Annotated in this window: 24 protein-coding genes; 13 read left to right on the top strand and 11 right to left on the bottom strand. The window is 66.9% G+C overall.

What is annotated here, in order from left to right; genetic code table 11:
- The first annotated feature begins 140 nt into the window (after positions 1-140).
- Positions 141-293, top strand: coding sequence for a hypothetical protein (locus RND78_RS21135; RefSeq protein ID WP_177339242.1), 153 nt, complete (start codon positions 141-143; stop codon positions 291-293).
- A gap of 93 nt (positions 294-386) precedes the next feature.
- On the opposite strand, the gene pyk is transcribed toward RND78_RS21135, so the two are convergent.
- Positions 387-1,838 carry a pyruvate kinase gene (gene pyk / locus RND78_RS21130; RefSeq protein WP_312731893.1) on the bottom strand — a complete coding sequence of 484 codons (1,452 nt, stop codon included), beginning with the start codon at positions 1,836-1,838 and terminating at the stop codon, positions 387-389.
- A gap of 196 nt (positions 1,839-2,034) precedes the next feature.
- On the opposite strand from pyk, the gene RND78_RS21125 reads away from it, so the two are divergent.
- The gene (locus tag RND78_RS21125) at positions 2,035-2,421 is read left to right on the top strand and encodes a tetratricopeptide repeat protein (RefSeq protein ID WP_059230281.1); all 387 of its coding nucleotides are present in this window, start codon (positions 2,035-2,037) and stop codon (positions 2,419-2,421) included.
- Between the two features lie 55 nt (positions 2,422-2,476).
- Positions 2,477-2,839 (top strand): PilZ domain-containing protein, encoded by a 363-nt coding sequence (locus tag RND78_RS21120; protein WP_312731892.1) that lies wholly within the window; start codon positions 2,477-2,479, stop codon positions 2,837-2,839.
- On the opposite strand, the gene RND78_RS21115 is transcribed toward RND78_RS21120, so the two are convergent.
- Genes RND78_RS21115 through RND78_RS21105 form a run of 3 tightly spaced genes read right to left on the bottom strand, consistent with a single transcriptional unit; the run spans position 2,800 to position 5,835 of the window.
- Complete coding sequence (locus RND78_RS21115; protein ID WP_312731891.1) at positions 2,800-3,636, bottom strand: hypothetical protein; 837 nt, start codon at positions 3,634-3,636, stop codon at positions 2,800-2,802. The genes RND78_RS21120 and RND78_RS21115 overlap by 40 nt on opposite strands.
- Positions 3,633-4,628, bottom strand: coding sequence for a MoxR family ATPase (locus tag RND78_RS21110; protein ID WP_312731890.1), 996 nt, complete (start codon positions 4,626-4,628; stop codon positions 3,633-3,635). Before RND78_RS21110 ends, RND78_RS21115 begins: the two co-directional genes overlap by 4 nt.
- Positions 4,618-5,835 carry a DUF4350 domain-containing protein gene (locus RND78_RS21105; RefSeq protein ID WP_312731889.1) on the bottom strand — a complete coding sequence of 406 codons (1,218 nt, stop codon included), beginning with the start codon at positions 5,833-5,835 and terminating at the stop codon, positions 4,618-4,620. The genes RND78_RS21110 and RND78_RS21105 overlap by 11 nt, the downstream gene beginning before the upstream one ends.
- A 251-nt stretch (positions 5,836-6,086) precedes the next feature.
- Here RND78_RS21105 and sbcB point away from each other — a divergent pair, with 251 nt between their 5' ends.
- Positions 6,087-7,538 carry an exodeoxyribonuclease I gene (sbcB, locus tag RND78_RS21100; RefSeq protein WP_312731888.1) on the top strand — a complete coding sequence of 484 codons (1,452 nt, stop codon included), beginning with the start codon at positions 6,087-6,089 and terminating at the stop codon, positions 7,536-7,538.
- Positions 7,539-7,789: 251 nt separating this feature from the next.
- Here sbcB and mvaT read toward each other — a convergent pair whose 3' ends face one another.
- Positions 7,790-8,173 carry a histone-like nucleoid-structuring protein MvaT gene (gene mvaT, locus RND78_RS21095; RefSeq protein WP_312731887.1) on the bottom strand — a complete coding sequence of 128 codons (384 nt, stop codon included), beginning with the start codon at positions 8,171-8,173 and terminating at the stop codon, positions 7,790-7,792.
- Between the two features lie 305 nt (positions 8,174-8,478).
- Here mvaT and purU point away from each other — a divergent pair, with 305 nt between their 5' ends.
- Positions 8,479-9,330 carry a formyltetrahydrofolate deformylase gene (purU, locus tag RND78_RS21090; protein WP_295468237.1) on the top strand — a complete coding sequence of 284 codons (852 nt, stop codon included), beginning with the start codon at positions 8,479-8,481 and terminating at the stop codon, positions 9,328-9,330.
- The gene (locus RND78_RS21085; protein WP_312731885.1) at positions 9,302-9,532 is read left to right on the top strand and encodes a hypothetical protein; all 231 of its coding nucleotides are present in this window, start codon (positions 9,302-9,304) and stop codon (positions 9,530-9,532) included. The genes purU and RND78_RS21085 overlap by 29 nt, the downstream gene beginning before the upstream one ends.
- Here RND78_RS21085 and RND78_RS21080 read toward each other — a convergent pair.
- Positions 9,520-9,741, bottom strand: coding sequence for a hypothetical protein (locus RND78_RS21080; RefSeq protein ID WP_312731883.1), 222 nt, complete (start codon positions 9,739-9,741; stop codon positions 9,520-9,522). The genes RND78_RS21085 and RND78_RS21080 overlap by 13 nt on opposite strands.
- Positions 9,742-9,852: 111 nt before the next feature.
- Complete coding sequence (nadC, locus tag RND78_RS21075; RefSeq protein ID WP_312731882.1) at positions 9,853-10,704, bottom strand: carboxylating nicotinate-nucleotide diphosphorylase; 852 nt, start codon at positions 10,702-10,704, stop codon at positions 9,853-9,855.
- A gap of 287 nt (positions 10,705-10,991) precedes the next feature.
- On the opposite strand from nadC, the gene RND78_RS21070 reads away from it, so the two are divergent.
- A complete protein-coding gene (locus RND78_RS21070) occupies positions 10,992-13,181 on the top strand; it encodes a DUF1631 domain-containing protein (RefSeq protein ID WP_312731880.1) in 2,190 nt (729 codons plus the stop codon).
- A 136-nt stretch (positions 13,182-13,317) separates the two neighbouring features.
- Here the strand turns inward: RND78_RS21070 and RND78_RS21065 are convergent, their stop codons facing one another.
- A complete protein-coding gene (locus RND78_RS21065; RefSeq protein WP_312731879.1) occupies positions 13,318-14,610 on the bottom strand; it encodes an NAD(P)/FAD-dependent oxidoreductase in 1,293 nt (430 codons plus the stop codon).
- Between the two features lie 445 nt (positions 14,611-15,055).
- On the bottom strand, positions 15,056-15,535 hold the full coding sequence (locus RND78_RS21060) for an MOSC domain-containing protein (protein WP_312731878.1): 480 nt from the start codon (positions 15,533-15,535) through the stop codon (positions 15,056-15,058).
- 82 nt (positions 15,536-15,617) lie between these two features.
- On the opposite strand from RND78_RS21060, the gene RND78_RS21055 reads away from it, so the two are divergent.
- Together RND78_RS21055 and ampD are read left to right on the top strand one after the other, a co-directional pair.
- Positions 15,618-16,094, top strand: coding sequence for an FAD/FMN-containing dehydrogenase (locus tag RND78_RS21055; protein WP_312731877.1), 477 nt, complete (start codon positions 15,618-15,620; stop codon positions 16,092-16,094).
- Positions 16,094-16,654: a 1,6-anhydro-N-acetylmuramyl-L-alanine amidase AmpD gene (gene ampD, locus RND78_RS21050; protein WP_312731876.1), complete on the top strand. Its 561-nt coding sequence runs from the start codon at positions 16,094-16,096 to the stop codon at positions 16,652-16,654. The genes RND78_RS21055 and ampD overlap by 1 nt, the downstream gene beginning before the upstream one ends.
- Here the strand turns inward: ampD and RND78_RS21045 are convergent.
- Positions 16,651-17,448 (bottom strand): TatD family hydrolase, encoded by a 798-nt coding sequence (locus RND78_RS21045; RefSeq protein WP_312731874.1) that lies wholly within the window; start codon positions 17,446-17,448, stop codon positions 16,651-16,653. The genes ampD and RND78_RS21045 overlap by 4 nt on opposite strands.
- A complete protein-coding gene (gene cra, locus RND78_RS21040; RefSeq protein ID WP_312731872.1) occupies positions 17,445-18,437 on the bottom strand; it encodes a catabolite repressor/activator in 993 nt (330 codons plus the stop codon). Before cra ends, RND78_RS21045 begins: the two co-directional genes overlap by 4 nt.
- 280 nt (positions 18,438-18,717) lie before the next feature.
- On the opposite strand from cra, the gene ptsP reads away from it, so the two are divergent.
- The 4 genes from ptsP (at position 18,718) to RND78_RS21020 (ending at position 25,748) form a co-directional block, all read left to right on the top strand.
- Positions 18,718-21,600: a phosphoenolpyruvate--protein phosphotransferase gene (gene ptsP, locus RND78_RS21035; RefSeq protein ID WP_312731871.1), complete on the top strand. Its 2,883-nt coding sequence runs from the start codon at positions 18,718-18,720 to the stop codon at positions 21,598-21,600.
- On the top strand, positions 21,597-22,565 hold the full coding sequence (gene pfkB / locus RND78_RS21030) for a 1-phosphofructokinase (RefSeq protein ID WP_312731870.1): 969 nt from the start codon (positions 21,597-21,599) through the stop codon (positions 22,563-22,565). The genes ptsP and pfkB overlap by 4 nt, the downstream gene beginning before the upstream one ends.
- Positions 22,562-24,319, top strand: coding sequence for a PTS fructose-like transporter subunit IIB (locus RND78_RS21025; protein ID WP_312731869.1), 1,758 nt, complete (start codon positions 22,562-22,564; stop codon positions 24,317-24,319). Before pfkB ends, RND78_RS21025 begins: the two co-directional genes overlap by 4 nt.
- 73 nt (positions 24,320-24,392) lie before the next feature.
- The gene (locus RND78_RS21020) at positions 24,393-25,748 is read left to right on the top strand and encodes a chloride channel protein (RefSeq protein WP_312731868.1); all 1,356 of its coding nucleotides are present in this window, start codon (positions 24,393-24,395) and stop codon (positions 25,746-25,748) included.
- Positions 25,749-25,861 lie beyond the last annotated feature (113 nt).

Below are 25,861 nucleotides of genomic sequence, written 5' to 3'. Positions count from 1 at the left end.
TTCACCCAGGCTGTTCGTACCAAACCGGCTATTCTGCCACAGTCGCTCCATGGCTCGTCGGACTCCCTTGCACTATGTGAGAATGAGAATATAGTGCAATTAAGGAGATCGAGGGCGAGGCGATGCGCGAGCAACCGATAGTGAATCTGACATTGGCCGGTACCCGCTCCGCGCTGGATCGGCGAGAAGGGCGGCTGCGCTCGCTGCAGCGGGTCCTACTGGTGGTCTGCAGCCTGGGTGTACTGGGCGCCGCGGCGCTGCACCTCGGCTATCTCGCGCTTGGCGGCCGTTGATCCTCCAGATCGCCAGCACCCATCAAAAAGCCCCGACCAGTCACCTGGCCGGGGCTTTCTCTACCACGTCGTTCGCAGTCGACGCGGGGAGGGTCAGACCAGCAGGTCGCCCACGCGGTACATCTTCATGGTGTTGGTGCCGTCGCGCTTGGTGTAGCTGTCGCCCTTGGTCAGGATGACCCAGTCACCGTGCTCGACGATGCCGCGCTTGAGCAGCTCGTCCACTGCCGCCTGGCTCACCTTGTTCGCTGGCATCGAGGTCGGGTCGAAGGGGATGGTGTGCACGTTGCGGAACAGCGCGGTGCGGGCCTGGGTGGCGCGGCTGGAGGCGAAGGAGAAGATCGGCACCGAGGAACGCAGGCGCGACATGATCAGCGGGGTGTAGCCAGTGTCGGTCAGGCTGATGATGGCCTTCACGCCGGGGAAGTGGTTGGCCACGTAGATCGAGGCCAGGGCGATACTCTCGTCCCAACGGGTGAAGGTCTGGCCCAGGCGATGGCTGGAGAGCTTGCTGGTGGGCTGCTTCTCGGCGCCGACGCAGACGCGCGCCATGGCCTTGACCGCTTCCACCGGGTATTGGCCAGCGGCGCTCTCGGCGGAGAGCATCACGGCATCGGTGTTGTCCAGCACGGCGTTGGCCACGTCGGAGACTTCCGCGCGGGTCGGCATCGGGCTGCTGATCATCGACTCCATCATCTGGGTCGCGGTGATCACTGCCTTGTTGAGACGGCGGGCGTGGGAAATGATGCGCTTCTGGATGCCCACCAGCTCGGCATCGCCGATTTCCACGCCGAGATCGCCACGGGCCACCATGACGGCGTCGCTGGCCAGGATCAGGCCATCCAGGGCTTCGTCGTCGGCCACGGCCTCGGCGCGCTCGATCTTGGCCACCAGCCAGGACTTGCCACCGGCGGCTTCCATCAGGCGCCGGGCTTCGTTCATGTCTTCGGCGTCACGGGGGAAGGACACCGCCAGGTAGTCGACTTCCATGGAAGCGGCCAGCTTGATGTCTTCGCGGTCCTTGTCGGTCAGGGCCGGTGCGGTCAGGCCGCCACCGCGACGGTTGATGCCCTTGTGGTCGGACAGCGGCCCGCCGATCAGGGTCACGCAATGCAGTTCGGTGGCGGTCACGCCTTCCACGCGCAGGACCACGCGGCCATCGTCCAGCAGCAGTTCGTCGCCCACGCGGCAGTCGGCGATCAGGCCCGGGTAGTCGATGCCGACCACTTCCTCGGTGCCCTCGGCGCGGGGATGGGCGATGGACAGGCGGAAGGGATCGCCGACCTTGAGTTCGATGCGTTTGTTGACGAACTTGGCGATACGGATCTTCGGACCCTGGAGGTCGCCGAGCAGGGCGACATGGCGACCGTGCTTGGCGGCGAGTTCCCGTACCAGCTGGCCACGGGCCCGGTGCTCGTCGGGCGTTCCATGCGAGAAGTTCAGGCGGGCGACGTCGATGCCGGCGATGATGAGCTGCTCGAGGACTTCCGGAGAATTGCTGGCCGGGCCTAGGGTGGCGACGATCTTGGTACGGCGATAAATCATGCAGTCTTTCCTTTAGCGGATTGCAATCATGAGTCGACGCCTCAGCGCCGAGTCGACGTAGAACACGGAGCGCGACTCATTGTAGCGCCGTCGCGTGGCCAGCACATGACGGCTTTCTGCAGCTTCGTCACACCAATGGTCGTTTCTGCTCAAGAAGCGGGCCCATACGCCGATCTAGCGGACAGGAGGAATTTCCATGCGCCCTTATCTTTGTCTGTTCCTGCTGCTCGGCTTGACCGGCTGCACCAGCGTCTCGATGAATTCCTATCTTGATGCCGCCTACAAATCCTATTCCGAGGGCGACTGCAACAACGCCCTGCTGCAGATCTCCCAGGCCGAGCGCAAGAGTCGCGCCCGGCCCTGGCTGCAGCCGGAGATGTCCATGCTGCGCGGCCAGTGCCTGGAGCAGCAGCAACTCTATGCCGACGCCGCCCAGACCTATCGCTTCATCCAGACCCGCTATCCGGCCAGTGAATATGCCTACCGGGCCCAGGCGCGACTGGACACCCTGCGTCAAATGGGGCTAGATGGAACAGCGGCCGTCGCGACGCCCCAACCGGTGCGAAAACTACCGCAGCGCTGAGCTTTCCAGGACGTTGTCGGTAAAGTGGCTTTACCGTGTGCAGGATGAACGCACCATGACTCAGAATCGTCGTATCGAGCGCCACCAGCTGCCCTACTACCTGAAGGTGTTCAACCGCTTCACCGACAAGCCCATGGGCTACATCGGCAACATTTCCCGCGAGGGACTGTTGATGATCAGCCAATTGCCCATGCTGGTGAATGCGCGTTTCGAGCTGCGGCTGAAGATCCCCGGGCAGGATGGCCAACTGCACTTCATCGACTTCGATGCCCGCTGCCAGTGGAGCCACGAAGACGTGACGCCGGGCAACTACGATTCCGGCTTCAGCGTCGCCGAGCCGCCGGCCGAGTTCGCCGAGCTGATCGGTGTGTTGCAGCACTATTTCACCTTCGGTCGACTTTCCCAATCAGCGGTCTGACCCTCGTCGGCCGCCTCCCACAGCGACAGCAGGCGCGTCTGCAGACTTGCCTCGCCGCTCGCTGGCAACCAGGTGATGCCCAGTCGCGCCAGGCGCAAGGCCAGGCGTTCCTGGTGAATCTGCGTTTTCCAGGCCTCGGCGTAGGCCCTGGCCGTGCGCGGCCCGCGTAGCTGCCTCGGCTCCAGCGGGCCGCGTGGCAGGGTACCGACCAGCCAGAGCGTCAGGCCGCGTCGAGCGACTTCCAGGCGCGCGAGTCCTTCCAGGCTCTCTTCCGCCAGCGGCGCCACCACCACGATCAAGCCACCCGGACCGACCTGACGGCATAGCTGCGCCAGGCCCGCCTTGAACTCGCCGCCCCTACCGGGCTGCAACGCAAGGGGCGGGGACAGGGGCGGAGTGCGTCCGGGGGCGGTGGCGGCGAGGAGGCGCAGGCCGGGATCGAGGCCATAGACGCGGACGGCGTTGCCGCTGGCGGCGACGCGCCTGGCGAAGTCCAGAGCCTGGTCATGATCCTGCTGCCAGGCGCTGCGACCCGCCGGCGCACGGCTGTCGATCAGCAGATGCAGGGTGTGTGGACGTTGCCGGGCACGAGCGGCGATGAATAGCGCAGGAGGCTGTTGCCAGAGTCCTGTCCGGCGCCAACGGGGATGCCAGCGTTCCAGCGCGGCCAGGGCCAGGAGCAGGATCGCGCCGGCCGCGGGCAGGGCTTGCCAGCGCGGTGGCAGGGCCAGGCCCAGCACCAGGCTGACGAGTGCCAGGCTCGCCAGTACGAGCAGTAGGCGGCGACTCGGCCTCACGGGCGTGGCGCCGGACACTGTCCCAGCAACTTGAGGATCTGCCCATCGAGGCTGTCGCCCTCGAACTCCCGCTCCGGAGTCAGGCGAACGCGCGGACGCAGGACCCCGGGTAGCGCCTGACGTATGTCCTCGGCGGTAACGCTGTCGCCGCCCCTGAGGAAGGCCAGTGCCTGGGCGAGGCGGAGCAGTGCCTGGGCCGCCCGGGGACCCGCCCCCTGTTCGAAGGCGGGCCAGTCGCGGGTCAGGCGGATCAGGCGCAGAGCGAACTCCAGCACCGGTTCGGCCACCGGCAGGCTGGCGACCAGGCGTTGCAGCGGCGGTAGATCCTTGGCCTGTAGCAGCGGGCGCAGGGCTGCGGCTTCCAGCGGATCGGCATACCCTTGTTGCACCGCCTGGCGCAGGGCTGAGAGCTCCTGAGCCTCCGCCGGCCAGTCCAGGCGCAACTGGGCGAGGAAGCGATCACGCACTGCCAGGGGCAGGTCGCTGCCTGGGCTGCGGGTGGCGATCACCATGAAGGGGGTGGGCAGGGGGACGCTGCGTCCTTCCAGGATCAGCTGGCGCGCCTGCAGCGCCTCGGTCAGCAGATTCTGGACGACGGCCGGCGCGCGGTGCAGGTCCTTGATCAGCAGCAACTGATGGAACAGTGGTCCGCGTCGGAGACGGGCACTCTCGGCGCCTGCCTCCACGACGATCTCGCCGGCCACCTCGGCCACGGTCTGTCCCGCATGGCCGTGCAGGCGGCCGAAACTGGTTTCCAGACTGGCGGCGAGGGCGCGGACCAGGAGCGTCTTGCCGGCCCCGGGCGGTCCTTCGAGCAGCAGGTGGCCGCCGGCCAGTAGGGTGGCCAGCAGTCCGTTCACCGCGAGCTCCTGTTGCGGCAGCACCTTGAGCAGCGCTTGCCGCAACACCTGCAGCCGCGCCAGGGCTCGGGCCTTGACGCTGGTCTCGCCAGTGTCCGCCATGGTTCCTTCGGGAGGGGAGCTATCGGTCATTGGGAGTCCTCGGAGGTTGGGAGCGCAAGGCCAGCCGCAGTTGGCGCAGTTGCATGACGCGCAGGGTGATCTCGCGACTGCCGGGCCGGGCCGGACAGGGGCGCATGGCTTCACCCACCGCGCGGGTGGGCAGGCCGCTCAGGCGGGCCAGGTATTGCCAGCGCTCGGCCACGCCCTGGTCGGCCAGTTCGGGACGGCGGCGCTGCAGTTGGCGCTGGATATCGCGTTGCAAGGTAGCGATCAGGTCCGGCCAGGGCTCCGGCGGTCGAGCGGGCTGGGCCACCCCCTCGAGACGGCGTCGCCACCGCCAGGCGATCAGGGTCGCCAGCAACAGGGCAAGGGCCAGGCCGAAGCGCTGTAGCGCCTCTTGCCAGAGGGGGGCCGGCGGCGCCGGGGCGATGAGGGCGACCGGCGCGCCCTGGGTCAGGTACCACAGCAGCCAGGCATTGTCGTACTGGCCGAGCCGGGCGTTGCTCCAGAGCTCGGTGTCCGACAGCAGGGTGACGCTGCCTTCGCCCCAGGGCAGCAGCAGCATGTGGGTAGCGCTGGCACTGCTGGCCCAGGCCGTGGCCTGGTCGCCGACGTCGAACAGATGCCGGCTGTCATCGAAGCCCAGGTAGGCCGGAGCATCGTCCTCGGCCAGATAGAGCTGGGTCAGGTTGGGCCACAGCGGTAGCGCCATGATGGGTTGCACGGCCCCGCCCAGTTCACGGGTCGGCATCGGTCGCACGCCCAGGGTGGCGCTCAGGGCCAGGGTGCTGTCGTCCGCGACCGCCACGAGATGGCCACCGGCTGCCACCCAGTCCAGCAGGTCCTGGGCCTGTTGCTCCTGAAGCTGTGGGTTGCCGGCCAGCCAGAGCCGCATGCCCTGGGCCGGCAGCTCGTCGAGGCGCTCGGCGGAGAAGCGCGTCACCGGGCCGCCGAAGTGCTGCAGGAAGGCAGCGGCCAGCGCCTGGGACTCAGGGTTGCGAGAGGTTGTCGCGGACAGCTGAGCGGCGATCTGGCGGGCTGCCTGGCTATCGAGCCCTTGGTGAGTCAGCCGCAGGCTGGCCGGTCCGCTGTCGGCTTGGGGCGGCAAGGGGCAGGACAGCGGCTCCGACTGGGCCAGGCAGGTGAGGGGTAGCATCAGGGCGAGGAGCCAGGCGCCCAGGCGCTGGCCGGCGAGGCGACACCAGGCGCGAGGGAAGAGCCGATCGACTGAACGCATGCAGGAAAAGCTACGCCTGGAAACAAGGACCAGAGCCTAGCGGGTGCGGGTGATCCCGGGCAAGGCGATAGGCGATGCTAGACTGCGCCGATTCTAGGTTCTGTACGAAAAATGCCTGCGCTTGGTGATGCTTCGTTGAAAAAGGCTTCGGAATGCTCATTTACCGCTCGTAAACTCCGCTTCCTCAGCCTTTTTCGCCTCGCCTGACCTTCGCTCGGCGACTTTTCGTACACAACCTGGGGGAGGGTAGTGTGACGCAGAGCATTTTCTGGTACGACTTCGAGACCACTGGCATCGATCCTCGCCGGGATCGCCCGCTGCAAGTCGCCGGGGTGCGTACCGATCTGGACCTCACTGAGATCGGCGAGCCGCTCAATCTGCATTGCCGCTTGAGCGAGGATGTCCTGCCGCATCCGGCGGCCTGTCTGGTCACCGGTATCCTGCCGGAAACCCTGCAGCGGCTGGGGCTGCGCGAGCGGGACTTCATCCAGCGCCTGCATGCCGAACTCGCCCGGCCGCAGACCTGCACGGTCGGCTACAACAATCTGCGTTTCGATGACGAGATGCTGCGTCACAGCCTCTATCGCAACTTCCACGATCCCTATGGCCGGGAGTGGCAGCAGGGCAACAGTCGCTGGGATGTGCTCGGGCTGATCCGGGCACTCTATGCCTTTCGCCCGGAAAGCCTGAACTGGCCGCAGGAGAATGACCGCGTGTCCCTGCGCCTGGATCGCCTGACCCTGGCCAATGGCATCGATCACGCCCAGGCCCACGATGCCCTGGCGGATGTCCGGGCGACCCTGGCCCTGGCGCGTCTGGTCAGGCAGCGCCAGCCACGGCTCTACGACTATCTCTGGTCGCTGCGGCAGAAGAAGGCGGCGCAGGCGCGGATACGCCTGCTCGAGCCCGTGCTGCACGTCTCCGGTCGTTTCAGTGCCGAACGTCACTTCCTCGCTCCCGTCCTGCCGCTGGCCTGGCATCCGGTGAACCGCAATGCCCTGATCGTCTGCGATCTCGCGGCAGCGCCGGACCCGCTGTTCGAGCTGGATGCCGAGGCCCTGCGCCAGCGACTCTACACCCGCCGCGACGCCCTGGCCGCGGACGAGCTGCCGGTGCCGCTCAAGTTGGTGCAGATCAACAAGTGCCCGATCCTGGCGCCGTTCAGCGTCCTGCGCCCGGAGGATCAGGAGCGGCTGCAGTTCGATACGGCTGCGGTGTGGCGGACGGTACGACAGATCCTCGACCGGAGCGAAGTCTGGCGTCCCAAGCTGCCGCGGATCTATGCCGCACCTACCATCCAGACGGAAACGCTGGACGCTGAATTGAGACTTTACGACGGCTTCATCGATGCCGAAGAACGGCAACTGTGCGATCAACTTCGCCAGTGTCCCCCCGCGGAACTTGGCGAACGAACTTGGTCCTTTCGTGACGACCGACACCCGGAACTGTTCTTTCGTTACCGGGCGCGCAACTTCCCGGAATGGCTGACCGCACAGGAGGCTGCACTTTGGCGGCAGTTCTGCCGTCAGCGATTACTCAGGGGGGAGGCGGAGGGACAGCTGACCTGTGGTCAATTCCTCGCGCTGACCGAGGAGTTTCGTCGCGAGGCGTCCGCCGATCAATTAGCGGTACTCGATGCCTGGACCGATCATGTTCGCACCCTGGTCGCTCGCCTGGATGAAAGTATCGACGATGCGACATGAAGTCGCGCTTGTCCACTTCTGGGCGAAGTCTTGAGTTTCAGTTGGCGTAGCGCGGGTGGAAATAGGCGTGGATCATATGCCGATTTCAACCGAGTCTAGAGGGCATTGAAGAGCGGCTGTCGCTGCCAGGGTCGGTAACAGCCGGCACTAAGGTGCGTGGTGGAGTCAGGGTGCAGTGGCTGGCGCAGGGTCTCAGCCACCCTGGCAGGCTGCACAGGGCAAAAAAACGCCGGCAAGCCGGCGTTTTTCGATCAATCCAGGAGAGTAGCCCAGGACTCCACGTCGTCGGAGCCCCACTTGGCCTTCCACTCTTTGAGCGTCTTGTGATTGCCGCCCTTGGTTTCGATCACTTCGCCGTTGTGCGGGTTCTTGTATTGCTTGACCTTGCGCGCGCGCTTGGGAGTGCCGGAGGCATTGCTCTTGTTGGTGCGAGCTTGGCGCGTCGGTTTGGCTTCGGCATCGAGAATGCCGATGATGTCACGCAGGGACTTTTGATATTCGCCCATCAACGAACGGAGTTTCTTTTCGAACTCCAGTTCCTTCTGCAGCTTGTCGTCCTCTTGCAGGGACTTCAGACGCTCCTGCAGTTCCTTGATGGCTTCTTCGGTCTGACGATATTCGTTGATAAGCGACATGATTGGCCTTTGCTTGGTGGTGGTGCAAAAAAGAAAAGTGGTCCAATCATAGATTGGCTATTGAGATAAGTAAACAGGCCGCGAAAGACGTTCAATATTTAATACTCACGTCGCGGAAAGACTTGAAAAAAGGGATGTGCCCCCGACTGTTAAACTCCAGTGGTGGCGCCGGAAACTTGTGCCTCGATAGTTGTGCGATCCCGCCTATTCGCCGTGCCGCGAGCCCAGTGGGATCACCGTTGCGCCGCTCGACGCTGCTGGCGACTGCGCCTAGAATGCAGCCCCTTTTCGCGCGAGGTTTTCCTATGCAAACGTTTCGTCTGGTGATCGCCTGTCCGGACGGGGTAGGTATCGTTGCCAAGGTCAGCAACTTCCTGGCGACCTATAACGGCTGGATTACCGAAGCGAGTCATCATTCGGATACGGAAAGTGGCTGGTTCTTCATGCGCCACGAAATCCGCGCCGATTCCCTGCCGTTCGATCTGGCAGGCTTCCGGCAAGCCTTCGCGCCCATCGCCCGGGAGTTCTCCATGCAGTGGCGCATCACCGACTCGGCCCAGCGCCAGCGCGTGGTGCTCATGGCCAGTCGCGAATCCCATTGCCTGGCGGATCTGCTGCATCGCTGGCACAGCGGCGAGCTAGACTGCGAGATCCCCTGCGTCATCTCCAACCACGACACCCTGCGCAGCATGGTCGAGTGGCATGGCATACCGTTCTTCCATGTGCCGGTCGACCCCAGCGACAAGCAGCCGGCCTTCGACGAGGTCTCGCGGTTGATCGACCTGCACCAGGCGGACACCGTGGTGCTCGCGCGCTACATGCAGATCCTGCCGCCCGAGCTGTGCCAGCGCTATGCCCACCAGGTGATCAACATCCACCACAGCTTCCTGCCGTCCTTCGTCGGCGCCAAGCCTTATCACCAGGCGGCGCAGCGGGGCGTGAAGCTGATCGGCGCCACCTGTCACTACGTGACCGAGGAACTGGACGCCGGTCCAATCATCGAGCAGGACGTGGTGCGCGTCAGCCACAGGGACAATGTCGAGGACATGGTTCGCCTGGGCAAGGACGTGGAGAAGATGGCGCTGTCCCGCGGTCTGAGATATCACCTGCAAGACCGGGTCATGGTGCATGGCAACAAGACCGTCATCTTCGACTGACCAGGAATCCTCTAGGGCGGCACCCGGCACGGCCGAGGCGCCGCCGCGGCTGGGCGAGGGTTGCCTGGCCCGCTACGACCTGCAGGCCGCAGACGAGCACCTGGGCGCTGACTTCAGCGCGGCTGCGGCCTTGTGGCGCCGCTTGCAGGCGGAAGCGGCCGATCCGGCCGCCGATGACGCGGACACGACTCAGTCGTCCTGAAGCCCGTTGTCGGCGACGGTCTTGGCCTTGAGATCGGCGATCTTGCGGACTTCCGAGGCGAACACCTCGTCCTGTACGGTAGGACGCTTCTTCCAGGGTTTGCGATCGGGCTTGGGTTGTGCAGCGTAGGTGACGATTTCGCCACCGTAGACATCCTGATAGCGCTGGGCCTGGCGTTCCAGTTCAGCGCGAAGTTGATCTTTGGTCACGGGTTCGATCTTGTTCGAGTGTCGCGAGGGGGGAGAGCCCTTCGAACGGCTCTCCAGGGTGGACGCGCCGGGGGCGCGGCTGCCGAGTCTAGCCGCCGCGTGGCACTTTGCCTACTGGCCGAGGATGCGCATCGACAGGTCGATGGCCTTGACGTCCTTGGTCAGGGTACCGATGGAAATGTAGTCGACCCCGGTCTGGGCGATGCCCAGCAGGCTGGCCTCGTTGACCCCGCCGGAGGCCTCCAGCTTGGCCCGGCCGGCGGTGAGGGCGACGGCGGTGCGCATGTCCGCAAGGCTCAGCTCGTCGAGCATGACGATGTCCGCACCCGCGGCCAGGGCCTGTTCCAGTTCACCGAGATCTTCCACCTCCACTTCCACCGGGCGACCGGGCGCGAGCTGGCGGGCGGTCGCCACTGCCTGGTCGATGCCGCCGCAGGCCGCGATGTGGTTTTCCTTGATCAGGAAGGCGTCGAACAGGCCGATTCGATGATTGTGGCAACCGCCGCAGGTGACCGCGTATTTCTGGGCGCGGCGCAGGCCGGGCAGGGTCTTGCGGGTATCCAGCAGCTTCACGGCGGTGTCCTGCACCAGATCCGCGTAGTGCCGGCAGCGAGTGGCGGTGCCGGACAGCAACTGCAGGAAATTGAGGGCGCTGCGTTCGCCGGTGAGCAGGGCGCGAGCCGGGCCTTGGAGTTCGAACAGGACCTGATCGGGCGCGACCCGGTCGCCGTCGCGTACCTGCCAACTGACCTCGACGCGGGGGTCCAGCACGTGGAAGACTTCGTCGACCCAGGCCGTTCCCGCCACGACCGCCGCCTCGCGGGTGATGATCCGCGCGCGCGCGCTCTGCCGCTCGGGGATCAGACCCGCCGTGAGATCGCCGCTGCCGATGTCTTCGCGCAAGGCAGCGGCGACGTTTTCGGTGACGACCTGGGCGAGGTCGGGCAGGATAGCGCTGGACATGAAAGTACTCCGATGAGGGGCCGCAGTGGGGCGGACGGGCAACTTTAGGGGACGTTGACGATCTGAGATAGACAACGTTGAATCATTCGAAGGGTAGGCGTCGTCTGACAGGTGCCTTGTGAACCCTGTCATGTACTGTGCAGATGCCGATTGGTCGATGCCTTAGCTGAGCAAATAATGGCACATCGACAACGTTTCACCTCGCGGCCAGGGCGGCCAACGTTGTTCAATGCTCCTGTAGTGGAACGCGATTCAGCCGAACGCAAGAACGGTTGTGGGAGGCGGTGGTGCAGAACGACGTAAATGTGGTTCATTTCAAGGCGCTCGGGGAGTCCTCTTCCCGATTGCCCGCAGTACTTTTGCCGGTCAGAGATCGCGCCGCTCAGCGACTCAATGCTTCCTTGCAGCAGCTCTTCGACAATGCCGACGATGCCCTGTTCGAGATGGCCGATCGTGCCGGCAGCAACCAGGAACAAAGCCTCTACTTCGAGGCGATGCGTGACCTGCGTCTGAGACGCAAGAGCATCGAACGCAGTTTTCTCCAGCAGTACTTCGAGCGCTTCGCCGCCCTCAACAATCTGGTCAGCGGCAAGCCGGAGATACGCCTCGACAGCGTGTCCTACGAAGACCTGAGCCTGGTGCAGAACGATGCCCTCGAAGAGAGCGTGGCGGTGGACACCATGGTGGCCAAGGCGCTGAGCAACAACGCCATGGCCATCAGCCATCTGACCATCAGATTCAACGCCCAGCTGTCGAGCAAGCTCGACGACGCGACCCATCCCCTGGGCCCGCGGCGCCTGTGCGAGGCCTTCGTCGAAGCCTGTCGGGACCTCGATACCGACATCAAGGTCAAGCTGATCATCTACAAGCTGTTCGAGCGCTTCGTGCTCAACGGACTCGGCCAGCTGTACGCGGAATCCAATCGGCAACTGGTGGAGGCAGGCGTGCTGCCCCAGCTCAAGGCCATTCCCCAGCAGGTGCCGGGGCGCAGCGCCAAGGGCTACAGCGGTCGTACCCCGGCCCACGTCAACAGCGAAGACGATGGTCAGGAACTCTTCGGTACCTTGCAGAGCCTGCTGGCCCAATTGCGCACGCCTGCTTCCGCGTCCATGGGGGGCGGCTCCAGCGGCAGCGGCGAGATCCTGGCGGCCGGAGCCGACCAGGCGATCACCAGCTACGACCTGATGCGCCTGCTGTCCCACTTGCAGCAGCAGATTTCCGGTGAGTCCCTGGACGGCTACGACCTGCGGGCGCAACTGGACACGGCGCTAGGTCGCATCAGCGAGCGCTCCGGCCGAAAGCGCGTGGTGGGGCAGGTCGACGAAGACGTCATCAACCTGGTGGGGATGCTCTTCGAATTCATTCTCGACGACCTCACCCTGCCGGACTCGCTCAAGGCACTGATCGCACGCCTGCAGATTCCCATGCTCAAGGTCGCGGTACTCGACAAGACCTTCTTCAGTCGTGGCAGCCATCCGGCACGGCGTCTGCTGAATGAGATCGCGGCGGCCTCCCTCGGCTGGGGCGAGCAGAGCGATCTGCAGCGTGACGGGCTGTACCAGAAGATCGAGCAAATCGTGCAGCGGCTGCTCACCGATTTCGTCGACGACCCGGAGATCTTCGCCGAGCTGCTGGCCGACTTCATGGCCTACGTCAGCGACGAGCAGCGCCGTAGCGAACTGCTCGAACAGCGCACCCGCGACGCCGAAGAGGGGCGGGCCCGGGCCGAGATCGCCCGGCTGCAGGTGGAACATGTACTCAGCCTGCGTCTGCAGGAGCACTCGCTGCCGGCGGCCGTGCAGCGGGTGCTGCGCGAAGCCTGGAGCCAGGTATTGCTGTTGACGTGCCTGAAGCAGGGCTACGAATCCAGCGAATGGCGCGCGGCGCTCCAGACCATGGACGATCTGATCTGGAGCATCCAGCCGCACCACGACGTGGCCTCGCGCCAGCGTCTGCTGGAGATGGTGCCTGGCTTGCTCAAGGCCCTGCGTGAAGGCCTGGCGAGTGCAGCCTTCGATCCCTTCTCCACCTCGGAATTCTTCACCGAACTGGAATCGCTGCACGTGCAGACCTTCCAGCAGACCCGCACCGACGTGGTGGAGGGGGCCAGCGTCGCGGCACCGAGCGTGCCGTCGGCCAGCGTCGTCGTCGACGCACCCTTCGAATTGCCGAGGGCCGCCGAGCGCATCGCGGGTTTGACGGACGAATCCCTGGATTGGGTGGATAGCCTGTCGGTCGGTGCCTGGCTCGAGATCCAGGACGAGGACCAGAAGCTGCGCTGCAAGCTGGCCGCGGTCATTCGTCCCATGGGCCGGCTGGTGTTCGTGAATCGCACCGGCATGAAGGTACTGGATCGTACGCGCGATGAGCTGGCCCTGGATTATCAGGAAGGCCGGGTACGGTTGCTTGACGATGCGCTGCTGTTCGACCGGGCCATGACCTCGGTGATCGGCAACCTGCGTGGCCAGTCGTCCTGAGGCGGTGCGGGAATGAAAAAGCCGTCCCAAGGGACGGCTTTTTTGGGCCTACCGTTCCTGGCGGTCACACGCCAGGCGGTAGGTTGCGCCGGGGCCAAGTCCCTGCGGGTCGTTCTTGTACCCGAGCGACACGGACTCAGTGCAGCTTGAGGCGTGGCTCGGTCTTGCGTCTCAGGTGATCGCCAGCGAACAGCGCCAGGGCGCGCAGCGGGCCGTATAGCGCGACCTGGTGCATGCGGTAGAGGGACACATAGAAGGTCCGTGCCAGCCAGCCTTCCAGGGTCAGGCTGCCCAGGGCACCACCCATGAGGTTACCGACCGCGCTGAAGCGCGACAGCGAGATCAACGAGCCGTAGTCCTTGTAGACGTACTCGGGCAGCGGCTTGCCTTCCAGGCGCGCCTTGAAGGTCTTGACCAGTAGGGAGGCCTGCTGGTGCGCGGACTGGGCGCGGGGTGGTACGGTACGGGTGTCGCCTGGCGTCAGGGGGCAGGCGGCGCAGTCGCCCAGGGCGAAGACGTTCGGGTCACGGGTGGTCTGCAGCGTCGAATTGACCACCAGCTGGTTGATGCGGTTGCTTTCCAGGCCGGCCAGGTCCTTGAGGAAGGCCGGGGCGCGGATACCGGCCGCCCAGACCTTGAGGCTGGCGGGGACGAATTCGCTGGCGGTCTGCAAGCCGTCGGCACGGACCTCCTTGACCGCCGAGCCGGTGAGGACCCGCACGCCGAGCTTTTCCAGGGTGCGTTGCGCCTGGCCGGCGATGCGCTCGGGCAGAGCCGGGAGGATGCGGGGGCCGGCCTCGACCACGGTGATGCGCAGGTCTTCCGGGCGAATGCGGTCCAGGCCATAGGCCTGCAGCTCCTCGGCGGCGTTGCGCAGTTCGGCGGCCAGCTCCACGCCCGTGGCCCCGGCGCCGACGATGGCTACCTCGATGAATTCGCCCGGCTGTTCGCTGACATGGGCGCGCAGGTAGTGGGTCAGCAGCTTGCGGTGGAAACGCTCGGCCTGGGCCCGGGTGTCGAGGAAGATGCAGTGATCCGCCGCGCCCGGCGTGCCGAAGTCGTTGGTGGTGCTGCCGATGGCCAGCACCAGGGAGTCGTAGCCGATCTCCCGCTCGGGCACCAGGATGGCGCCATCGTCCTCGATGGCCGCCAGTTGGACCTTGCGGCGCTCGCGATCCAGGCCGGTCATGCGGCCCAGTTGGAAGTCGAAGTGATTCCACTTGGCCTGGGCCACGTAGCTCAGCTCGTCGTCGGTGGAGTTGAGCGAGCCGGCAGCGACCTCGTGCAGCAGGGGCTTCCAGATGTGGGTGGCATTGGCGTCGATCAGCACGATCTTGGCCTGGCCACGCTTGCCCAGGCTACGGCCCAGGCGGGTGGCCAACTCCAGGCCGCCGGCGCCGCCGCCGACGATAACGATGCGATGGGTCATGGGTTGCACTCGTAGAGAAGGAAAGCGGGTGGGCGAGCCGGGCGCGTCGCCGCAAGCGGGCGCAGTCCCGGGTCGACCGGAATGGGGGATCGTCGAGGCGCAGGGCACGCCCCTAAGTCAGGGCCTATTCCCTGCACCTTGGGCGAGAAGCGGCGATTTTCAAGAGAAGGGCTGGGCATCTGGCCAGGGGTGCCGCTGCATGACGACGAAAGGTAACGTTAGTTTAACCGGGCTGAGGTAGGCATTCGACCCTCGGCAGACTAGTGTGGTGTTTCAGAAGTTCGCGCCAGAATTGGCGAGTGATTTTTGTTCATGGGCTAGGCGCCGGGACGAGTCATAGCAGGGCTATGGCGAGGAGTGGCAACGACGTTCAGGGCGGTCCGCCGCTGCGGACAAAAAGCGCCGCCAAAATTGTGTAGGTAACTTCTGAAGCACCACACTGGGGTCAATCCAGTACCTCGACGACATCGTCCAGGCGGATGATGCCACTCTCCAGCACCCGGGCGGTAAGACCGCCGTGGCCGCGCATGGCCTGGAAGGTGCCGGCCCCCAGGCGTTCTTCCAGGCGGGCGCAGGGTTGGCACCAGCCGGTGGTTTCCAGCACGGCCTGGCCGATGCGGAAGCGGCGATTCTTCAGGCTGAAGAGATTGATCCCGGCGATGGCCAGGTTGCGCCGGAGATCGGCCGGTGCGATCGGCCTGCCGATCAAGGCCGCGACCACCGGCAGATGCTCCCACTGGATGAGGGTGACCTGGCGCTGGTTGCGGGGGCTGGGACGAGCGTGATCGCCGGTCAGGCCGGCGTCCCGGCGCGCTTCCACGGCGTCGATCTCGACCATCGGCGCCCGGCCGGCGGGTCTTACGCCGATCCAGCGGACCGCGCCGCGCTGGGGAACCTGGGCGAGCAGTTCTGTCAGTGGAATCATGGGGTCCTCGATGCCAGGGTGGTGCCTGCCGAAGCGCTAGGGCAGGATAGCGACCTCGTTGGATCACTCAAGAGAGGATGCCATGCGCGCACGAGCCCTGGCGTTGTTGTTGGCCTGTCTGTTGCTGCCCTTGACCGCCCTGGCGCTGGAGCCGGGCGAGCGGGTCGCACCCTTCACGCTGCTCGACCAGCGCGACCAGCCCTATACCTTCGACGACCGCCTGCAGGTGTTGCTGGTCGCCCGCAGCATGACCGGTTCCGGCCTGGTGAAGGAGGCGATGCGTGATCAGCCGGCTGCCTTCATCGACGGCACCCGGGTGGCCTACATCGCCGACATCAGCAGCATGCCGGCGGCCATCACCAAGATGTTCGCCGTGCCGGCGATGCGCAAGTACGGTTACCGGGTGCTGCTGGACCGGGAGTCGCGCATCGTGCCGCGCTTTCCCGGTGCGGCGGACAAGGTGCTCTGGGTGATGCTCGATCACGGCCGCTTCGTCGGCCAGCGTGAGTTCAGCGACGCCACCGCCCTGCGCGACGCGCTCAAGGCCAAGGCGCGCTGATGGCAGGGGTATTCGTCGAGGGTTGGTACCGCGAGGCGCAACGCTGCCCGTCGCCCAACCATAACGAGCGGCCAGCGGGGACGGAGGTGTCCCTGCTGGTGATCCACAATATCAGCCTGCCCCCCGGGCAATTCGGCACAGGGTGCGTCCAGGCCTTCTTCCAGAATTGCCTCGACCACGGCGCCCACCCGTTCTTCCAGGAGATCGTCGACCTGCGGGTGGCGGCCCACTTCCTCATCGAGCGCGACGGTGCCGTGATCCAGTTCGTCTCCTGCGACCAGCGGGCCTGGCATGCCGGGGTTTCCCGTTTCGACGGTCGCGAGAACTGCAATGACTTTTCCGTCGGCATCGAACTGGAAGGCACCGACGACCTCGCCTATACCGATGCCCAGTACCTCGTCCTGGGCCGGCTGACGCGGGCGCTGCAGCGGGCCTATCCAGCGATCACCGCCGAGCGAATCCAAGGCCACAGCGACATAGCGCCAGGGCGCAAGACCGATCCCGGTCCGGCCTTCGATTGGGGGAGGTTGCACCGCGAATTGGGGGGCGACGAACGTTAGGCGAGGTGGGGGGCGTCCCAACCGAACACCGCGCAGGCATTGCGCGTGGTGGTGGCCGCCAGGGTTTCGGCCGAGACGTCCCACAGTGGCGCCAGGGCCGCGCAGATGGCCGGTAGGTGGGTAGGGCTGTTGCGCACGTCCGGATGCGTCGCCGGCGGCATGTCCGGGGCATCGGTCTCCAGGACGATGGCGTCCAGGGGGAGTTGCGGCAGTACCCGTTGCAATCTCTTGGCCTGGGGCCAGGTGGGTGCACCGCCCAGGCCGATCTTGAAACCCAGGCGCAGGTATTCGCGGGCTTCCTCGTAGCTCCCGGAAAAAGCGTGGGCGATGCCGGCCCGTGGTGGCTTGAGGCGCTTCAGGATCCTGACCACGTCGGCATGGGCGCGGCGCACATGCAGCAGCACCGGCAGTTCCAGCTCCATGGCCAGGCGCACCTGCTGCTCGAAGAACCAGGCCTGGTGCGGCTTGTCCGGTGCCTCGATGAAGTAGTCCAGGCCGATCTCGCCGATGGCACAAAGCCGTTGATCTTCTCGATGGTCCAGGCAGAAGGCCCGCAACGCCTCGATATCGGCTTCCTGGTGACGTGACAGGTACAGCGGGTGCAGGCCCGGCGCGGCATACAGGCCTGGGTTTGCCGTGGCGACTCGCCAGAGTTGCGGCCACTGCTCACGCTCCACACCGATCAACACCTGACGTACTACGCCCAGGCGCCCACACTCGGCCAGCAGCGCCGGCCGCTCGGCGTCGAAGCCCGGATAGTCCAGGTGGTTGTGGGTGTCGATCAGCGGGGTCATGGCAGGCGGCGCTTGAGCACCCTAGGGATGGCCCGGACGCCGGGCAGGTACTCGTCGTTTTCCAGGGCGCCCAGCATCAGTTCCAGCGCGCGCTCGGTGATGACTTCGTGCTGCTGGGAGATGGCGTTCACCTTGAATGGCAGGTAGTCCAGCAGCTGGGTGTCACCGAAGGTGGCCAGGCGCAGGTTGGCACCGGCCGCCAGCGGGTGGTCCCGCAACACGTCCAGCACGCCCTGCAGCAGGACGTAGGAGGTGGTCAGCAGGGCTTCGGGCCAATGGCCGAGCTCCTCGATCATCGCCTGGGCCTGGGCACGACCGCCGTCACGGCTGTAGTGGGGCGCATGGCGTTCCCAGTGGCGCGCCGGGTGATCGGCGATGGCCGCGGCGAAGCCGGCGGCGCGCTCGCGGCTGATGACCAGGTCGGGGCGCGCACCGATCAGGGCGATGCTGTGGGTGTCGGGGGTGAGCAGGGTGGCCGCTAGCTGCCGGCCGGCGGCGTGATCGTCGCTGACCACCGAGCAGAACTGCGCGGGATCGAGCTGGCGGTCGATGGCGATGATCGGGATATTGTGCTCCTGCAACTGCCGATAGGGCGCGTCGTCCTCGGCCAGGCTGCTGGCAGTGAACAGGCCGTCGCAGCGCCGGGCACGAAACAGTGCGATGAGCTTGCGCTCGCTGTCCGGATCGTCGTCCGTGCAGGCGATCAGCAATTGGTAGCCGCGCGCCCGGGCGCGTCCCTCCAGCTGCTTGGCAAGGCGGGCGTAGCTGGGGTTTTCCAGGTCGGGCAGCAGAAAGCCCAGGGTATGGGTGGCCCCGCGGCGCAGGCCGGCGGCGCGCTGGTCGGGCTGGTAGCCATGGGCCTCGACCACGGCCATGACCCGCGCCACGGTCGCTGCGCTGATACGTCTTTGGGCCGCCTTGCCGTTGATGACATAGCTCGCCGTGGTGAGGGATACGCCGGCCAATTGGGCGATGTCGCTGAGTTTCACGCCTGTTCCTCATCGGACCTGCCCTTGCTGCGCTGTACGGCGCGAACGAGGCGGTCTTTATTGTGTGTTGTGCTTCAAGGATCGGTGATTATCGAGTAACGTTCCAGTCCCATTGGGTGAAACGTTTCAGCTTTCCGTTGTCCGAGGGCTGACACTTATCTGCCCAGGGCCCTGCGCCGCCGCTTCCGGCGCCTTTGCAGGGCCGAGCGAGCCGGCAAGCATCTATTACAAGAAAGGCACGGCGCCAGGATCGGGCGCGCGGCGCCGGAGGTATCCTTCCATGTTCGAACTCAATGCCCAGCATATCCGCATGGCCCAGCAGGCGCCGGACAAGGCGACCGCCCTGGCCATGCTCGCCGAGTCCCTGGTCAGCGACGGTCTGGTCGCGCCAGGTTATCTCGACGGCCTCAAGGCCCGCGAAGCCCAGGGCTCCACCTACCTCGGCCAGGGTATCGCCATTCCCCACGGGACGCCCCAGACCCGCGACCAGGTGTTCGTCACCGGCGTGCGGATGATGCAGTTTCCCGAAGGCGTGGACTGGGGCGACGGCCAATTGACCTACCTGGCCATCGCCATCGCCGCCAAGTCCGACGAACACCTGCGCATCCTGCAACTGCTGACCCGCGCCCTGGGCGAAAGCGAGCTGCAACAGGCCCTGCGCGAGGCCCGCGAGCCCCAGCAGATCCTCGACCTGCTGCAGGGGGCGCCCCAGGCCCTCGCCCTGGACGAGGAACTGGTGCAACTGGCCATCGATGCCGAGGACTTGGAAGACCTGGCCTGGCAGGGTGCGCGCATGCTCAAGCACATGGAATGCGTGGGAGCTGGCTTTGCCGCTGCCCTGCAAGGCAGTCAGCCGCTGCCCTTGGGCGACGGCCTCTGGTGGCTGAACAGCGAGACCTCGGTGAAGCGTCCCGGTCTGGCCTTCGTCACCCCGCTGCAACCCCTGCAGCACCAAGATCAGCCGGTGCGTGGCCTGTTCTGCCTGGCCAGCCTGGGCGAAGGCCATCGCGCCCTGCTCGAACGCCTGTGCGACCTGCTGGTGGCCGGTCGTGGCCAGGAACTGGCTCAGGCTACTTCCCGTCGTGCCGTGCTCGAAGCCCTGGGCGGTGAAGTCGCCCCGGACTGGCCCAGTGCTCAGGTGGTGCTGGCCAACGCCCACGGGCTGCATGCCCGCCCGGCCAAGGAGTTGGCGCGGTTGGCCAAGGCCTATGACGGCGATATCCGCGTGCGCGTCGATGGCGGTGCCCCAGTCTCGGCCAAGAGCCTGTCGCGGCTGCTGGCGCTGGGCGCCCGTCGCGGCCAGACCCTGGAATTCCTGGTCCAGCCCGGCACCCCGGCCGAAGCCGCACTGAACGATCTGATCGGCGCCGTACAGGCCGGTCTCGGTGAAGACGTGGAACCGGTCACGGCCAGCACGCCGGCCCCGGCCGGTGCCGCCCGGGTCACCGCCATCAGCCTGGTGGACCCCGCCGAACAACTGCCGCTGGCACCGGGCGACCATGCCCAGGCCGTGGCCGCCGCGCCTGGCTTGGCCGTGGGCCCGGCCCATGTGGTGGCGCCCCAGCACTTCGACTATCCCGCCACCGGCGAAGGCGCCGCTGCCGAACGCCAGCGCCTGGATGCGGCTCTGGCCGCGGTGCGTGCCGACATCGAGGCGCTCATCGCCCGTAGCGAAGCCAGTGCCCTGCGCGAGATCTTCCTGACCCACCTGGAGATGCTGGAAGATCCCGATCTGCAGCAGGGCATCGCCACCCGGCTCAAGGCCAACGCCAGCGCTGCCGCGGCCTGGGACGCCCAGATCGAGGAGGCGGCCAGCCAGCAGGAGGCCCTGCATGACAGGCTGCTCGCCGAGCGCGCCGCCGACCTGCGCGATGTCGGTCGCCGGGTGCTGGCTCAGCTCTGTGGCGTCGAAGCGGTGCGTGAACCGGAAGAACCCTATGTGTTGGTGATGGACGAGGTCGGCCCCGGCGACGTGGCCCGCCTCGACCGCGAGCGCGTCTGCGGCATCCTCACCGCCCGCGGCGGTGCCAGCTCCCACAGTGCCATCGTCGCCCGTGCCCTAGGCATTCCGGCCATCGTCGGTGCCGGGCGCCGGGTGCTGGACCTGGCGCCGCGCAGCGTGCTGCTGCTGGATGGCGACAAGGGCACCCTGGAAATCGCCCCGAATGCCGAACGCATCGAGGCCGTGCAGCGTGAGCGCGAGCTCCAGGCCGAGCGCCGCCGCGCCGCCGAAGCGCGCCGTTTCGAAAGCGCCACCACCCGTGACGGCCACCACGTCGAGATCGCCGTGAACCTGGGCGACACCGCCCAGGCCGCCGCCGCGGTGGAGCAGGGCGCCGAAGCCGTCGGCCTGCTGCGCACCGAACTGGTGTTCATGAGCCATGACGCCGCGCCCGACGAGGCCACCCAGGAAGCGGAATACCGCCGCGCCCTCGACGGCCTGGCCGGCAAGCCGCTGGTGGTGCGCACCCTGGACGTCGGCGGCGACAAGCCGCTGCCCTATCTGCCGTTGCCGCCGGAAGAGAATCCCTTCCTCGGCATTCGGGGCATCCGCCTGACCCTGCGCCGCCCCGAGCTGCTGGAAACTCAGCTACGCGCCCTGCTCAAGGCCGCCGATGGCCGGCCGCTGCGGATCATGTTCCCCATGATCGGCCGGGTCGAGGAGTGGCGCCAGGCGCGTGACATCCTCGACCGCCTGCGCCAGGAGATCCCGACCACCGACCTGCAGGTCGGCATCATGATCGAGGTCCCCTCGGCTGCCTTGCTGGCGCCGGTACTGGCCCCCGAAGTGGACTTCTTCAGCGTCGGCACCAACGATCTCACCCAGTACACCCTGGCCATCGACCGTGGGCACCCGCTGCTCTCCGGCGAAGCTGACGGCCTGCACCCCAGCGTGCTGCGCCTGATCGACATGACGGTGCGCGCCGCCCATGCCCACGGCAAGTGGGTCGGCGTCTGCGGCGAACTGGCGGCCGATCCCCTGGCGGTGCCGCTGCTGGTGGGGTTGGGCGTGGACGAGCTGTCGGTCTCGGCGCGTAGCGTGCCCCTGGTCAAGGCGCGGGTGCGCGAGCTGGAGCTGCGCCTGGTACAGTCCTGCGCCGCGCGAGCGCTGGAGCTGGCTACTGCCGCCGAAGTGCGGCAGAGCGTGGAGGCCCTGCGATGAGCCGCGTCCTCACCCTGACCCTCAACCCGGCGCTGGACCTCACCGTCCAGTTGCCCGAACTCAAGCCCGGCGCGGTGAATCGCAGCGAGGCGGTGATCGTGCATGCCGCCGGCAAGGGCATCAACGTCGCCCAGGTGCTGGCCGATCTCGGCCATGAACTGACGGTGAGTGGCTTCCTGGGTGCTGATAACGCTGCCGCCTTCGAAGCGCTGTTCGCCCGCCGCGGCTTCACCGACGCCTTCGTCCGGGTACCCGGCGAGACCCGCAGCAATCTCAAGCTGGCCGAAGCCGACGGCCGCATCACCGACATCAATGGACCCGGCCCGGAGGTTTCCGCCGCTGCCCAGCAGGAACTGCTGGAGACCCTTGATCGCATCGCGCCCGGCCATGATGCCGTGGTGGTGGCAGGCAGCCTGCCGCGTGGAGTAAGCCCCGAGTGGTTGGCGGCGTTGATCGGCCGGCTCAAGTCCCTCGGCTTGCCGGTGGCGCTGGACACCAGTGGCACTGCCTTGCGCGCCGCCCTGGCGTCCGGTCCATGGTTGATCAAGCCCAATACCGAAGAATTGGCCGAGGCCTGCGGTGCACCCGCTGAGACCGCCACCGAGCAGGCGCTGCTGGTCGAGCAACTGCGCGCCCTGGGCATCGAGCACCTGGTGATCTCCCAGGGCGCCGACGGCGTGCGCTGGTACGGCCAGCAAACCCTGGAGGCCCAGCCGCCCAAGGTCACGGTAGCCAGCACCGTCGGCGCGGGGGATTCGCTGCTGGCCGGCATCCTGCACGGCCTGCTCACCGGCCAGACGCCGGAGCGCACCCTGACCACGGCCACGGCGATCGCTGCCCTGGCGGTCACCCAGATCGGCTTCGGCATCCACGATCCCGTGCAGCTCGCTGCCTTCGAAGACCAGGTGCGCGTGCGCCGCCTGCCCGACTTTCCGCTAGAACAAGAACCAGGGGTAACCCCATGAACATCGCCATCGTCACGACCTGCCCGACCGGCATGGTCACCAGCGTGCTCAGCGCCCGCTTGCTGGATGCCGCTGCCCAGCGCCGCGGCTGGACCACCAGTGTCGAGATCCACGACGGCCCCGAGGCCACCCTGCTCAGCGACGACCAGGTGGCGCGCGCCGAACTGGTCGTCGTGGTCCACACTGGTCCCGTCGACCTGGGTCGTTTCGTCGGCAAGCGCGTCTATCGCGCCACCCCGGCGGAAGCCCTGCGCGACGTCGATGCCTTCCTGCAACGCGCCGCCAGCGAAGCCAAGGTCCTCGAGCAGGCCCCTACCACGGGCACTGCCGCCGCCCCGATGCCCGCCAGCGCCAGCGAGACGCCACGCCTGGTGGCCATCACCGCCTGCCCGACCGGCGTCGCCCACACCTTCATGGCTGCCGAGGCGCTGCAGAACGCGGCCAAGAAGCTCGGCTATCGCCTGCATCTGGAGACCCAGGGCTCGGTAGGGGCGCGCAATCCGCTGCCGGCCGAGGCCATTCGCGAGGCCGACGTGGTGCTGCTGGCTACCGACATCGAGGTCAACGTCGAGCGCTTCGCCGGCAAGCGCGTCTATCGCTGCGGCACCGGCGTCGCCCTCAAGCAACCCGAGGCGACGCTCAAGAAGGCCCTGGCCGAGGGCGAGACCCTGGCCGGCAGTGCCGCGCCGACCGCGAGCGAGGGCGCCAAGCCCGCCAAGAAGGAAGGCGCGGGCGTCTACAAGCACCTGCTCACCGGGGTGTCCTACATGTTGCCGATGGTGGTGGCGGGCGGCCTGCTGATCGCCCTGTCCTTCGTCTTCGGCATCGAGGCCTTCAAGGAACAGGGCACGCTCGCCGCGGCACTGATGCAGATCGGCGGTGAATCGGCCTTCAAGCTGATGGTCCCGGTGCTGGCCGGCTACATCGCCTATTCCATCGCCGACCGCCCGGGCCTCGCGCCCGGCATGATCGGCGGCTGGCTGGCGGCCAGCCTGGGCAGCGGCTTCATCGGCGGCATCATCGCCGGCTTCCTGGCCGGATACGTGGCCAAGGCCATCGCCCAGCACGTGAAGCTGCCGGCCAGCGTCGAGGCGCTCAAGCCGATCCTGATCATCCCGCTGTTCGCCAGCCTCATCGTCGGCCTGGTGATGATCTACCTGGTCGGCACCCCGGTGGCCGGCGCCCTGAGTCGGCTCACCGACTTCCTCAACAACCTGGGCACCAGCAACGCCGTGCTGCTTGGCCTGATCCTCGGCGCCATGATGTGCATCGACTTCGGCGGGCCGATCAACAAGGCTGCCTATGCCTTCACCGTCGGCCTGCTGGCCTCCAAGACCTACGGGCCGATGGCCGCCACCATGGCGGCCGGCATGGTGCCGCCCATCGGCATGGGCATCTCCACCCTGCTGGCGCGCCACAAGTTCGCCCAGAGCGAGCGCGAGGCCGGCAAGGCGGCCTCGGTGCTGGGGCTGTGCTTCATCTCCGAGGGGGCGATTCCCTTCGCCGCCAAGGACCCGCTGCGGGTGATCCCGGCCAGCGTCATCGGTGGTGCCCTCACCGGCGCCCTGGTGATGCTGTTCAACTGCAAGCTGATGGCGCCCCACGGCGGTCTCTTCGTGCTGCTGATCCCCAATGCCATCAGCCACGCCTGGCTGTACCTGGGCGCCATCGCCGCCGGCAGTGTGGTGACCGGGGTGATCTACGCCGTGCTCAAGCGCAACGAGGCGGCGACCGAATTGGTCCCCGCGGCCTGATGCCAGCCCTGGCAACACGGCGGTAACAAGCGGTTACACTGGGAGGCCCTGGCCTCCCGGTGCTCTCGCGTCCATGTCCGATCCCGTCTTTCCCGATACCGATCCCGAAGTCGCCGCCCGCCGGCGGTTGCACCTGCAGCGTCACCGCCGCCGTCGCCGTCTGCGCGAATGGCGCCAGCGCATCGCCTTCTGGGTTGGGGCCGTGTTGGTGGGCCTGGCGGGTCTGGCCTTCGCCTGGCTGGCCGATGCCGCCTTCGGCTTCTTTCAGAAGATGTTGCAGCACAGCGCCGTCTGGCCCTGGCTGGTGACGCCCCTGGGCTTCGCCTTGCTGGTCTGGCTGACCCAAGGCGTGCTGCGCGACGCCCGTGGCAGCGGCATTCCCCAGGTCATCGCCACCCTCGAACGGCCCGAGGCGGACCTGCGCGCCCGCCTGCTGGCGCCGCCCATCGCCCTGGCCAAGTTGCTGCTCACCGCCGGTGCGCTGCTGGTGGGCGGCTCGGTGGGCCGCGAGGGGCCCACCGTGCATGTCGGCGCCGCGCTGCTCTATGGCTTCGGCAAGCGCCTCGGCCTGCACGGTCGCCGGACCCTGTCCGGACTGATCCTCGCCGGCGGCGCCGCGGGTATCGCCGCGGCCTTCAACACGCCCCTGGGCGGGGTGGTCTTCGCCATCGAGGAGCTGACCCATACCTTCGAGCAGCGCTTCAGCGGTCTGGTGCTGACCGCCGTGTTGCTCGGCGGTATCGTCACCCTAGGCATCGTCGGTCCCTACAGCTACCTCGGCGCCCTGGACCTGCACCTGAACTGGGGCCTGGGTTGGGTCGGCGTGACCGTCATCGGCATCGTCGGCGGGCTGCTGGGCGGTTGCTACGGCCGCCTGGTGCTGCCCACCGACCGGGGCTGGCTGGGACGCCTGAACGCCGTCCGCCGCCGTCGCCCGGTGGCCTTCGCGGCCGGCTGTGGCGTGGTGCTGGCGGCGCTGGGACTGCTCTCCGGCCAACACGTGTTCGGCACCGGCTATGCCGAGACCCACGCCATCCTGGCCGGCGAGCCCGTGACCAGTGGCGACTTCCTGCTGTGGAAATTCCTCGCCAACATCGTCTCCTACCTGGCCGGCGTGCCGGGCGGGCTGTTCTCGCCCTCGCTGGCGGTGGGCGCCGCCCTAGGCGCCTCGCTGGTCGACTGGCTGCCCGGCATCGGTCTGGCCCAGGGCGCCTTGCTGGGCCTGGCCGCCTATCTCGCCGGCGTCACCCGCACGCCACTGACCGCCACCGTCATCACCTTGGAACTGGCCCACAGCCCGGACATGGCGCTGCCGGTACTGGCCGCCTGTCTGCTGGCCGCCGCGGTCTCCGGCTGGCTGATGCCGGTACCGCTCTACCATGCCCTGGCGCGGCAGGTGCTGGACACCTTGACGCCCCGGCGCCCTTGAGCCTGGTCGTCACGCTCGCCTGGGAAAAGCTTACGACAGAGAGGATGGGAGGGGACCTTCCGCCGCCTGGCTGGTCGAAAAAAGCTTGGAGCTCCCTGGCGTTTCGCCTACAA

The organism is Pseudomonas oryzihabitans, assembly GCF_032027545.1.
Lineage (GTDB): Bacteria > Pseudomonadota > Gammaproteobacteria > Pseudomonadales > Pseudomonadaceae > Chryseomonas > Chryseomonas oryzihabitans_F.
Note: the sequence above shows the minus strand (reverse complement) of the source record. Positions and strands in the feature narration are given on the sequence as shown.

Bases quoted from the DNA above. Each gene is read 5' to 3' on its own strand.
- pyk (WP_312731893.1), bottom strand. From the start codon at position 1,838: ATGATTTATCGCCGTACCAAGATCGTCGCCACCCTAGGCCCGGCCAGC.
- RND78_RS21125 (WP_059230281.1), top strand. From the start codon at position 2,035: ATGCGCCCTTATCTTTGTCTGTTCCTGCTGCTCGGCTTGACCGGCTGC.
- RND78_RS21120 (WP_312731892.1), top strand. From the start codon at position 2,477: ATGACTCAGAATCGTCGTATCGAGCGCCACCAGCTGCCCTACTACCTG.
- RND78_RS21110 (WP_312731890.1), bottom strand. From the start codon at position 4,628: ATGACCGATAGCTCCCCTCCCGAAGGAACCATGGCGGACACTGGCGAG.
- RND78_RS21105 (WP_312731889.1), bottom strand. From the start codon at position 5,835: ATGCGTTCAGTCGATCGGCTCTTCCCTCGCGCCTGGTGTCGCCTCGCC.
- mvaT (WP_312731887.1), bottom strand. From the start codon at position 8,173: ATGTCGCTTATCAACGAATATCGTCAGACCGAAGAAGCCATCAAGGAA.
- purU (WP_295468237.1), top strand. From the start codon at position 8,479: ATGCAAACGTTTCGTCTGGTGATCGCCTGTCCGGACGGGGTAGGTATC.
- RND78_RS21085 (WP_312731885.1), top strand. From the start codon at position 9,302: ATGGCAACAAGACCGTCATCTTCGACTGACCAGGAATCCTCTAGGGCG.
- nadC (WP_312731882.1), bottom strand. From the start codon at position 10,704: ATGTCCAGCGCTATCCTGCCCGACCTCGCCCAGGTCGTCACCGAAAAC.
- RND78_RS21065 (WP_312731879.1), bottom strand. From the start codon at position 14,610: ATGACCCATCGCATCGTTATCGTCGGCGGCGGCGCCGGCGGCCTGGAG.
- RND78_RS21060 (WP_312731878.1), bottom strand. From the start codon at position 15,535: ATGATTCCACTGACAGAACTGCTCGCCCAGGTTCCCCAGCGCGGCGCG.
- RND78_RS21055 (WP_312731877.1), top strand. From the start codon at position 15,618: ATGCGCGCACGAGCCCTGGCGTTGTTGTTGGCCTGTCTGTTGCTGCCC.
- ampD (WP_312731876.1), top strand. From the start codon at position 16,094: ATGGCAGGGGTATTCGTCGAGGGTTGGTACCGCGAGGCGCAACGCTGC.
- RND78_RS21045 (WP_312731874.1), bottom strand. From the start codon at position 17,448: ATGACCCCGCTGATCGACACCCACAACCACCTGGACTATCCGGGCTTC.
- ptsP (WP_312731871.1), top strand. From the start codon at position 18,718: ATGTTCGAACTCAATGCCCAGCATATCCGCATGGCCCAGCAGGCGCCG.
- pfkB (WP_312731870.1), top strand. From the start codon at position 21,597: ATGAGCCGCGTCCTCACCCTGACCCTCAACCCGGCGCTGGACCTCACC.
- RND78_RS21025 (WP_312731869.1), top strand. From the start codon at position 22,562: ATGAACATCGCCATCGTCACGACCTGCCCGACCGGCATGGTCACCAGC.
- RND78_RS21020 (WP_312731868.1), top strand. From the start codon at position 24,393: ATGTCCGATCCCGTCTTTCCCGATACCGATCCCGAAGTCGCCGCCCGC.